Source organism: Vibrio sp. 10N.261.52.A1 (genome assembly GCF_002876325.1).
Lineage (GTDB): Bacteria > Pseudomonadota > Gammaproteobacteria > Enterobacterales > Vibrionaceae > Vibrio > Vibrio chagasii.
In genome coordinates, this window is record NZ_MCYD01000530.1 from 1 (window position 1) to 10,534 (window position 10,534).

8 protein-coding genes are annotated in these 10,534 nt (G+C 43.8%); 6 read left to right on the forward strand and 2 right to left on the reverse strand.

The features are described from left to right. Positions 1 to 2,913 (forward strand): hypothetical protein (locus BCT81_RS29160; RefSeq protein WP_102423706.1); only part of this gene is annotated, 2,913 nt, incomplete at its 5' end. A gap of 67 nt (positions 2,914 to 2,980) precedes the next feature. On the opposite strand, the gene BCT81_RS07425 is transcribed toward BCT81_RS29160, so the two are convergent. After that, complete coding sequence (locus BCT81_RS07425; RefSeq protein ID WP_102423707.1) at positions 2,981 to 3,427, reverse strand: CBS domain-containing protein; 447 nt, start codon at positions 3,425 to 3,427, stop codon at positions 2,981 to 2,983. Positions 3,428 to 3,685: 258 nt separating this feature from the next. On the opposite strand from BCT81_RS07425, the gene queA reads away from it, so the two are divergent. The 5 genes from queA to secF all read left to right on the forward strand — a co-directional run bounded on the left by queA (position 3,686) and on the right by secF (position 9,336). Then, positions 3,686 to 4,738, forward strand: coding sequence for a tRNA preQ1(34) S-adenosylmethionine ribosyltransferase-isomerase QueA (queA, locus tag BCT81_RS07430; RefSeq protein ID WP_102423708.1), 1,053 nt, complete (start codon positions 3,686 to 3,688; stop codon positions 4,736 to 4,738). Between the two features lie 181 nt (positions 4,739 to 4,919). Beyond that, positions 4,920 to 6,056, forward strand: a complete 1,137-nt coding sequence (tgt, locus tag BCT81_RS07435) for a tRNA guanosine(34) transglycosylase Tgt (protein WP_004740348.1) — start codon at positions 4,920 to 4,922, stop codon at positions 6,054 to 6,056. Between the two features lie 111 nt (positions 6,057 to 6,167). Further along, the gene (gene yajC / locus BCT81_RS07440; protein ID WP_008224112.1) at positions 6,168 to 6,497 is read left to right on the forward strand and encodes a preprotein translocase subunit YajC; all 330 of its coding nucleotides are present in this window, start codon (positions 6,168 to 6,170) and stop codon (positions 6,495 to 6,497) included. Between the two features lie 20 nt (positions 6,498 to 6,517). Then, positions 6,518 to 8,374 carry a protein translocase subunit SecD gene (gene secD / locus BCT81_RS07445; RefSeq protein ID WP_004740346.1) on the forward strand — a complete coding sequence of 619 codons (1,857 nt, stop codon included), beginning with the start codon at positions 6,518 to 6,520 and terminating at the stop codon, positions 8,372 to 8,374. Positions 8,375 to 8,388: 14 nt separating this feature from the next. Then, a complete protein-coding gene (gene secF, locus BCT81_RS07450) occupies positions 8,389 to 9,336 on the forward strand; it encodes a protein translocase subunit SecF (RefSeq protein ID WP_008222741.1) in 948 nt (315 codons plus the stop codon). Between the two features lie 246 nt (positions 9,337 to 9,582). On the opposite strand, the gene suhB is transcribed toward secF, so the two are convergent. Continuing rightward, a complete protein-coding gene (gene suhB / locus BCT81_RS07455) occupies positions 9,583 to 10,386 on the reverse strand; it encodes an inositol-1-monophosphatase (protein WP_008222742.1) in 804 nt (267 codons plus the stop codon). Positions 10,387 to 10,534 lie beyond the last annotated feature (148 nt).

A 10,534-nucleotide genomic window follows, 5' to 3' on the forward strand; every position in this document is an offset into this window, starting at 1 on the left:
GCTAATGCTTCAGATTATAAAAATGAAAACTATTTATTTGATGAGAATAATCTAAAGCAGAGTTGTTACCAGGAGTTTATTGACGGTGAACGCTGTTGGTCGGGTTTACCTCAATTTTCTACAACACATACGACTATCGAACAAACGTTATCTAAATTATACCCTCAGTATGCAAAAGATACTGAAGCTAAAGATTTAACAGCTTTTCGTTATTTGGAGCGTATGTTTACTCTCGACCCAAAAACAGGAGATATTATCGTTGCAATATCAGAAGGCGGAGAAGGAGTGCCCTTCGACTCTTTATGGGGTAGTGCAGAAAAACGTCAAGCTGCTGGTGCCATTAAAACGATTGAAAACCTCGTTATCGAAACTTCTGATTTGGTGGGCTTAAGAGCGGTACTTTTTGATATTTATTATGATCGTGCTACAGCAGATTTTATTTTGGCGAATCGTGCAACTGATCAATCTAGAATATTATGGGTTGATCGAGAAAGCACTGCGGCAGTGGAAAAGTACCGTCAACAATCTTTAGATATTCTATTAAGCGCTTTTGATGACTATTGGAGATTGATCGAAAAGCACCCTCAATCATTTGCTAGTGCGCAGCCATTTCGTGATGTCAAAAGTGCTCGATACCTAAATGAAAAAGGACAGTCATTACCAGTATATCAAGAAGACCGTTTAATTACAGGTTATAAAGATGCTTTATTAGCTTATCAGTTAATGAATGAGTTACTGGCTCAGCAATTACAACTCAGTAAATTAAAGTCAGTATCGACGAGTTCTGCAGAGCAAAAATCTAAGCTTGCATATGATGCTAGCTCACTGCTTGAGCGAGTTATTTCAAAAGAGAAGCAGTTACGTCGTTTGTTAGGCGATGATTCCTATACCCATATAATGTTGGCGTCTGAGCTAGATAAATTTAAAGGTAACGTTGTTGAATTGAAATCTGTAGCCAACTGGCTCGAAGGTGGAGCTAACTATTTAGGGCTGCCTGATGATTTCGTTTTGTTGATGCCAGATTATGACTCTGAAGAGAGTATTGGGAGCAGTTCAACTGAGGCTATAGGGAACGTATTAGATGAAATGACGCTTTCTCTTGAGAATTCACTGAATTTGGCTCAAAAAAAACGCCTAGATTACCATTATCAATTGGACGTATTTACACGAAATTTTGAACAAGAAAATCAACGCTCAAAAGAGAGATTATCAACTCTTCTAGGTTGTCCTTCCTCATTGATTGTTAACTCCTGTAAAGAGCAGACTAAGAGTCAACGTAGAGGCAGCTTAATCGGCTATCAGTTGAAAAGCATCCAAGCTGCAAAGAGCGAAGTTGAACGAGCTTATAGAGTTCATAGTGAGGTATTAAACAATATATCGCTAGAAGTGGCACGTCTTGAGCAGGTGCAACAAACTAGCAATTTGATCGATAAGATTACGATTAAATTAGGTCTTAATGAATTTAAGCTAAAAAGCGTAATTGATGAAAGTCGAGCTTCGACTTTCGACATGAACACATTGTTGTTGTCTGAAGAAGTACAACACTCTCTTGATATACTAGATCGTTTTTTGAATGATACCGGCTCTACCGATTTATCAGCGACATTTACTGCTATTGAAGACTTACAAGGTGCATTGAAGGAAAGTTCTCTTGATGCTGACTTATATACACAGAAGTTGGCTTTGCTTGAGCGTGCAAGAATAGAAGGTTTACAGGTAGAGACATCAGATGTTTTTGCTAAGGGGCGAATTCAACAACTAACGTTAGAGTTGGCAACGGCTAGAGCTGATATGGCTAAGTCACTTTCTAATCTAAGTGATGATGCTAGTAGGTTGCTTGTTCTAAATGCTGAAGCTTTGCGTTTGGTCGCGGAAACAGACCAAAATGAGTATCTGGAATCAGAGCGCTCTTACGCTAATCCACTATCTTTCAGTACCTTAACTGTTGAAACGCATCAAGCAGAGTTAGAGCTTTCTAAACTTCAAGAGTGGTTGTTTTATGCTGTACAAGCTTTCGAGCATAGTAGACAAGTGTCGTTCAATGACCGTAATGCAGAGCTAGATAAAGACGATGTATTCAAAGTCTCAAACATCCAGCAATCTATCGAATACCTCAATGCTTTGGAAAGTTTTTATGGCGGATGGTATACACCGAATGGTCATCAAACCGTGGATATTATCTCTCTCAAGAGGGATATTTTTGGTTACATTGATAACTATAACGGGAGAACCATCCTTTACCCAGACCCAAATGGTAGTGGTGAAATGTTGAATGCTGATGAAGCCTTTAATGCCAAGCTTAAGTTATTATCTCGCGATTTAGTTTCTGGTGAATGGCTAACAGTAGAGTTCAGTACTGTGAAAAACTTTCCGTCCTCACTCCTTTTTCAAGGTCCGATTGTGGGTAGTGACGATGACGTTATGTGCTTAAGTGCTGCCGGTACATATTCTGATAAAATTGATAGTGTTGCTATTGATCTCGCGCTGAGTTACGACATATCTGGTGAGGCGACAACTAACGCATATCTTACTTACGGCGGGAATAGTTACATGCGTAGTAGCACTCCAGGAGTATTAGTAGGTGATGGCGAGGGCCTTCAAGGAGGTTTGAACTCTTATTCTACTCGTTTTGCTGATATTTCCCGTGACAGTGTTGTATCTGAAGGTAGTTTTAGACAACGTATGACCGCTAACTTAACGGCAGGTTATCATGACAATAGAGAGTTACTTAACCCAACTTATTCATTTAAAGAGAGAAGTGTAGCTGCTTCTGGTTGGAGGTTGTCTCTGCAGTTGGGTGATGAATATGGCGATATCGTTGAGACGGAAGCGATTGATGATATTCAGTTAGTTATTAAGCATCAATTCAGAACTCGACAAACTAACCTTTGTAGTGATGCTATCCCTCTGTAACAACAGAAACAGTAAATCTGATTCTAATAGAGCCTCATGATGTCATGAGGCTCGTTTTATTACTGTCTCAATCCACTTCAGCTTCTTCTGGCTCTACTTCTTCTTGTAGTTCAAGCAAGTTGATCGCGATGGTGACGAAGTCACTGTCGGTGATGATGCCAACCAATTCGCCATGACTGACCACTGGCAAGCAGCCCACTTTGTGTTTTTGCATATAAATAGCAGACTCTTTTAACCCAGCTCGAGGTTCTACTGACATAACGTTTTTGTGTATGATGTCGTTGAGAGGAGTAGATAGGGTAAAAGATTGAGCTGGCGGAATGTTTTGTAGGCTAGATTCTTGTGCGGCGAGAACGTCTCGTTGGGTAACTACGCCCAATAGTTTTCTATCGGCATCGACGACTGGTATGTGGCGGATATCAAGCGCTTCCATGGTGTGCTTAGCATCGGCCAGTGAGTGTGAGCGCAATAAAGTATGAGGGTTGCGAGTCATCATATCTTCAACCTTGATCATACGAACCTCCTTATTATCTATTTGTTGTTCTCACTATAGTTTTTTATCCAAAAAATAACTGAGAGCTGGCGCATTTTTGGGTGAGTTTTACACAACTATTTCATTTCACTCGCTGGCGGATTAAGTCGCATAATTTTACGCCTCTTTACAATAATCCATTGCTGTAAACCTTGCTATTGCGGCTCGTGTGCCTATACTAGCCCACTGCGAAATTTTTAGTCGCGTCTACTCATTCATCAACCAAACAAGACCAGAAAAATGCAAGTTTCAGATTTTCACTTTGACCTACCAGATGAACTCATTGCTCGCTACCCTCAAGAAGAGCGTACAGCAAGCCGTCTGCTTAAATTAGATGGCAATAACGGCAACCTAACTGATGGTTCGTTCAAGGACGTTTTAGACTTGGTTGAACCAGGCGATCTGGTTGTTTTCAATAACACGCGCGTTATCCCTGCTCGTGTATTTGGTCGTAAAGCATCAGGCGGTAAGCTTGAGGTGTTGGTTGAGCGTATGCTGGATGAGAAAAGCATTCTGGCTCATGTTCGTTGTTCTAAATCACCAAAGCCGGGCACTAAGCTGTTCCTTGGTGAGAATGATGAGTACGAAGCAGAAATGGTCGCGCGTCATGATGCGTTATTTGAAATCCATTTCACATCTGATCAAAGCGTTCTAGAGATTCTCAACAGTGTTGGTCACATGCCACTGCCTCCTTATATTGATCGTCCAGATGAAGACGCAGATAAAGAGCGTTACCAGACGGTCTATAATGAAAAGCCAGGTGCGGTAGCTGCACCCACAGCTGGTCTTCACTTTGACGACAAGCTAATGGCCGACATGAAAGCGAAAGGCGTTGAGTTTGCTTATGTAACATTGCACGTTGGTGCGGGCACATTCCAGCCAGTAAAAGTAGACAACATCAACGATCACCACATGCATGCAGAGTACGTTGAAGTACCGCAAGAAGTGGTGGATGCGGTTGCGGCAACGAAAGCGCGTGGCGGACGCATTATCGCAGTGGGTACGACATCGGTTCGTTCTTTAGAGAGTGCAGCACAAGACGCTCTGAAAAATGGTACAGAGTTAGTGCCGTTCTTTGGTGATACAGAAATCTTTATTTTCCCTGGTTACGAATACCAGTTGGTGGATTGTCTGATCACTAACTTCCACCTACCTGAATCGACTCTGATCATGTTGGTGAGTGCGTTTGCAGGTTACGACAACGTGATGGGTGCATACGATCACGCAGTGAAGAGCGAATACCGCTTCTTTAGCTATGGTGATGCCATGTTCATCAACAAGAAAACCAGCTAATTTAAGCTGGTTATAAGCGATATAAATAAGAATTTACGGGTGCTAGCAGTAAGCTAGGAGTCGGGCAGGCTCTCTGTCTAATCTCTCGCAAGGAATACGCGACCGCTCCTCATAGAGTATTAAGGCTAACTTAAGCTCTGAATTAACAGTCAGATTGTTTCTCTGGCATATTGGAGGCTTCGTGAAATTAAAATACGAACTTAAAAAAACTAACGCTGGTGCACGTCGTGGTCAACTTCAGTTTGAACGCGGTACCGTTGAAACACCAGCATTCATGCCTGTAGGTACTTACGGTACTGTAAAAGGTATGACTCCTGAAGAAGTAAAAGACACAGGTGCTGAAATCCTACTAGGTAACACGTTCCACCTATGGCTACGTCCTGGTCAAGAAATCATGAAGATGCACGGTGACTTGCACGATTTCATGAACTGGCAAGGTCCTATCCTGACCGATTCAGGCGGCTTCCAAGTATTCAGCTTAGGTGCGATGCGTAAAATCACTGAAGAGGGTGTACATTTCCGTAATCCTGTAAACGGTGACAAGATCTTTATGGACGCTGAGAAGTCGATGGAAATCCAAAAAGACCTAGGTTCAGACATCGTAATGATCTTCGATGAGTGTACGCCTTACCCTGCGACACACAAAGAAGCGAAAGACTCAATGGAGATGTCTCTTCGTTGGGCTGAGCGTTCTCGTAACCACTTCGACAAACTTGAAAACCCGAACTCACTATTCGGTATCGTTCAAGGTGGTGTGTACGAAGACCTACGTGATGTATCGGTTAAAGGCCTAACGGAAATTGGTTTTGACGGTTACGCGGTTGGCGGCCTAGCAGTAGGCGAACCAAAAGAAGACATGCACCGCATTCTTGAGCACACATGTCCTCAACTACCTGAAGATAAGCCACGTTACCTAATGGGCGTAGGCAAACCTGAAGACCTAGTTGAAGGTGTTCGTCGTGGTATCGACATGTTTGACTGTGTAATGCCAACGCGAAATGCACGTAACGGCCACCTGTTTGTGACTGAAGGTGTGATCAAGATCCGTAATGCGAAGCATAAAACCGATACAACACCACTAGATTCAGAGTGTGACTGTTACACTTGTAAGAACTACAGCAAGTCGTACTTACACCACTTGGATCGTTGTAACGAAATCCTAGGTGCTCGACTGAACACGATTCATAACCTGCGTTTCTACCAACGAGTAATGTCTGACATTCGTCAGTCTATCGATGAAGACCGCTTTGAAGAGTTTGTTGCAGAGTTCTACGCAAGAATGGGGCGCGAAGTGCCGCCACTAGGTAAAGAATCTTAGTATTTCTTTTTTGCGAGCCCTGTCTCTCTTCGGAGGGATGGGGCTTGAAAATAAAGGGATACGACCCAATTAGACAAACAATTACGAAAATATAAATAGAGGATGTTTTAAATGTTTATTTCTCAAGCTCACGCAGCAGCAGAAGGTGCACCAGCAGGCGGCGGTTTCGAAATGCTTATCATGCTAGGTATGTTCGCTGTGATCTTCTACTTCATGATCTACCGTCCACAAGCTAAGCGCGTTAAAGAGCACAAGAACCTAATGGCTTCTATGGGCAAAGGCGACGAAGTTCTAACTAGCGGTGGTCTGATCGGTAAAATCACTAAGATTGCAGAAGACAGCGACTACGTTGCTATCGAACTGAACGCAAACAACGAAGTAGTTATCAAGAAAGACTTCGTTACAGCAGTGCTACCAAAAGGTACTCTGAAATCTCTATAAACAGCTAGAGGATCCTCGCTGTGCTAAACCGTTATCCGTTATGGAAGTACCTGATGGTGGTGTTTACCATTGCCATCGCTGCGTTGTACGCACTTCCGAATATATACGGTGAAGATCCGGCAGTTCAAGTTACAGGGGCGCGTGGCGCCTCTGTAGATATGTCTACGCTGGATGCTGTCACCAATGCTCTTGAAGCAGAAAACCTTTCAACTAAATCCGTTGCTCTAGAAAACGGTTCCATTCTTGTTCGCTTTAACGACACAGACTCTCAAATTAGTGCCCGTGATGTTATCACTGAAGCATTAGACGAGGACGTTATCGTTGCATTAAACCTAGCGGCTTCAACACCGGATTGGCTTGAATCTATTGGTGCTGCACCAATGAAGCTTGGTCTTGACCTACGTGGTGGTGTTCACTTCTTAATGGAAGTGGATATGGACGCTGCAATGGAAAAGCTAGTTGGCCAACAAGAAGAAGCGTTCCGTAGTGAACTTCGTGAAGAGAAGATCCGTTACCGTGCTATTCGTCCATCGGGCAAAGATGCGGTAGAGGTGATCTTACGTAATGAAGAGCAGCTTGCTGAAGCGAAATCGCTACTGCAATCTAAGCACCAAGATATGACATTCGTAGACTCTGACTCGAATGGTCGTTTTTCTTTGATTGCTAACTTCACTGAAGCTCGTCTTCAAGAAATCCGTAACTACGCGGTAGAGCAAAACATTACCATTCTACGTAATCGTGTGAACGAACTTGGTGTTGCTGAGCCTTTGGTTCAACGTCAAGGTGCTAGCCGTATCGTAGTAGAATTGCCAGGTGTTCAAGACACGGCTCGTGCTAAAGAAATCCTTGGTGCGACAGCAACGCTTGAATTCCGTGAAGTTGATAGCAGTGCTGACTTAGCCGCTGCAGCTTCTGGTCGTGCCCCAGCTGGTAGCGAAATTAAGCAAGACCGTGATGGTCGCCCTGTGGTACTTAAGAAGCGCGTTATCCTAGGTGGTTCTAGCATTACAGATGCAAGCTCAAGTGTTGATGAATATGGTCGTCCTCAAGTTAACATCTCGCTAGACAGCGAAGGTGGTAGCAAGATGTCTGCGTTCTCTCGTCAAAATATCGGTAAGCTAATGGCGACGGTATTTGCAGAGTACAAAGACAGCGGTCGTAAGACACCTGAAGGCAAAGTGATTCTTACTAAGCATGAAGAAGTGATCAACCAAGCGACGATTCAATCAGCGCTTGGCCGTAACTTCCGAATTACTGGTATCGACTCTACAGCTGAAGCTCATAACTTGGCACTTCTACTTCGTGCAGGTGCTCTGATTGCGCCTATCTCGATTGTTGAAGAACGTACGATTGGTCCATCTATGGGACAACAAAACATCGATATGGGTATCATGGCGATGGTTTGGGGTATGGCTGCAGTAATGCTATTTACGCTGCTTTACTACCGTAGTTTTGGTCTTATCGCGAACGTTGCGCTAATGGCGAACTTGGTATTGATTATTGGTGTGATGTCGATGATCCCAGGTGCAACCATGACGCTACCAGGTATTGCCGGTATCGTATTAACGGTCGGTATGGCGGTCGATGCGAACGTCCTGATCTTTGAGCGTATACGTGAAGAACTTCGAGAGGGACGCAGTCCACAGCAAGCAATTCACCAAGGTTACGCGAACGCATTCAGCACAATCGCCGATGCGAACATCACAACTCTATTAACTGCAATCATTCTATTTGCGGTTGGTACTGGTGCGATCAAAGGCTTCGCGGTAACGCTGTCTATCGGTATCCTGACTTCTATGTTTACAGCTATTGTCGGCACACGTTGTATCGTGAACCTGATGTATGGCGGCAAACGCGTTAAGAAACTGTCGATCTAAGGCTAGGAATTAATATGTTTCAGATTCTAAAAGCAGACAAAATGATCGACTTTATGCGTTGGTCAAAGGTTGCCTTTGTTCTTTCTATCTTGATGATTGGTACGGCTATCTTCACCCTAACAACGAAATCGTTGAACTGGGGTCTAGACTTTACTGGCGGTACTCTGATTGAAGTTGGCTTTGAACAACCAGCACACCTTCCTGATATCCGTAGTGCACTTGAAGCTGAAGGCTTTGGTGATGCAACGGTACAGAACTTCGGTTCAGCTCGTGATGTAATGGTTCGTCTACGTCCTCGTGACGGCGTTGCAGGCGAGACGCTTGGTAACCAAATCCTTTCAGCTATCGAGAAAGGCACAGGTGAACAAGTTGAAATGCGTCGTATCGAGTTCGTTGGTCCTAACGTAGGTGATGAGCTAACAGAAGCGGGTGGCCTTGCTATCCTAGTTTCTCTTATCTGTATTTTGATCTACGTATCAGTGCGATTCGAGTGGCGTTTGGCGGCAGGTGCGGTACTTGCACTGGCGCACGACGTTATCATCACGCTGGGTGTATTCTCTCTGATGCAAATTGAGGTTGACCTTACCATCGTAGCAGCCTTGCTAACGGTAGTCGGTTACTCCCTCAACGATACCATTGTTGTATTCGACCGTATTCGTGAGAACTTCCGTAAGATGCGTAAAGGTGAAGCACCTGAAGTGCTGAACAGTTCAATCACACAAACGTTGAGCCGTACATTGATCACTTCTGGTACAACCTTGTTCGTAGTTATCGCACTGTTTGTTCAGGGCGGCGCTATGATTCACGGTTTCGCAACCGCACTTCTACTGGGTATTACGGTTGGTACTTACTCTTCTATCTACGTTGCATCTGCACTAGCGATGAAGTTGGGTATTACGCGTGAACACCTAATGCCACCACAAGTGGAAAAAGAAGGTGAAGAGTTTGACGAAATGCCATAAGCCTTGGCTTAATACGTTTCGCTAAACCAAAAAACCGCTAGGTAACTAGCGGTTTTTTTATGCCTGCATTTTGCAGGAAAACTCAATACAAATTTTATGGTCGAAGTGAGTTGTACTTAATACCATAAGCGCTGTTCTGCTCGCATCTCGCATCCCTGAACCACAGATACAAAAAAGCCCCGCGTGTGCGAGGCTTTGAATTTTTTAGCGCTCTATTAAATAGAGACTATAAGCATAAGGCCTGAATTACTTCAGCATACCTTCGTTTGCGTTCTCACGAACGTGCTTAAGAATAGACTTAACACCACGTGCGCTTGAAGCTACAACGTTACCAGACTTCATGTAGTCAGTACCGCCAGCGAAGTCAGTTAGGATTGCACCAGCTTCACGTGCGATTAGATCGCCAGCTGCTAGGTCCCAAGGTTTTAGGTCTAGTTCTAGGTAACCGTCAACACGGCCAGCCGCTAGGTAACATAGGTCAAGTGCTGGAGAACCAGTACGACGGAAATCAGAACAGTCGATGAATAGACCAGAGATGATCTTCATGAAAGACTCAGAGTGTTGCTTAGCTTTGAATGGGAAACCAGTTGCTAGAACAGTACCTTGAAGGTCTTTAAGCTGAGTAACACGCATACGAGCGTTGTTTAGTTGAGCACCAGCGCCACGTTGAGCTGTGAATAGCTCGTTTAGCATTGGGTCGTAAACACAAGCAACTTCTGTACGACCGTTCATGCGAACAGCGATAGATACAGAGAAGTGAGGGAAACCTTTTACAAAGTTGTTGGTGCCATCTAGTGGGTCAACGATCCATTGTACGTCAGAGTCTTTACCTTCGATTAGGCCTTTCTCTTCAGAAATAATGCTGTGCTCTGGGTAAGATGCTTTGATTGTCTCAATGATCATGTACTCAGCTTCTTGAGCAATGTTAGTAACGTAATCGTTGTTACCTTTTAGAGACGTTTCGATCTTATCAGTTGTTTCTAGAGATTTAGCAATATGGTTGCCAGCTTTACGCGCAGCGCGTATCGCAATGTTTAGCATTGGATGCATATGGTTTTTCCCACAAGATGTTAAAGAACAATTTAAAGCGGCGGCGAGTATACCAAAGTTTTACCAAAAGGGAAGTGGTTATTTTTTGAACTCTTAGATTCACATTACGCGAAGGGTCTGACCATTTTACTTTGCTATGTGTTAATAT

Excerpts from the sequence above, each read along its gene's own strand:
- suhB (WP_008222742.1), bottom strand. The coding sequence starts at position 10,386 with ATGCATCCAATGCTAAACATTGCGATACGCGCTGCGCGTAAAGCTGGC.
- queA (WP_102423708.1), top strand. The coding sequence starts at position 3,686 with ATGCAAGTTTCAGATTTTCACTTTGACCTACCAGATGAACTCATTGCT.
- yajC (WP_008224112.1), top strand. The coding sequence starts at position 6,168 with ATGTTTATTTCTCAAGCTCACGCAGCAGCAGAAGGTGCACCAGCAGGC.
- BCT81_RS07425 (WP_102423707.1), bottom strand. The coding sequence starts at position 3,427 with ATGATCAAGGTTGAAGATATGATGACTCGCAACCCTCATACTTTATTG.
- secF (WP_008222741.1), top strand. The coding sequence starts at position 8,389 with ATGTTTCAGATTCTAAAAGCAGACAAAATGATCGACTTTATGCGTTGG.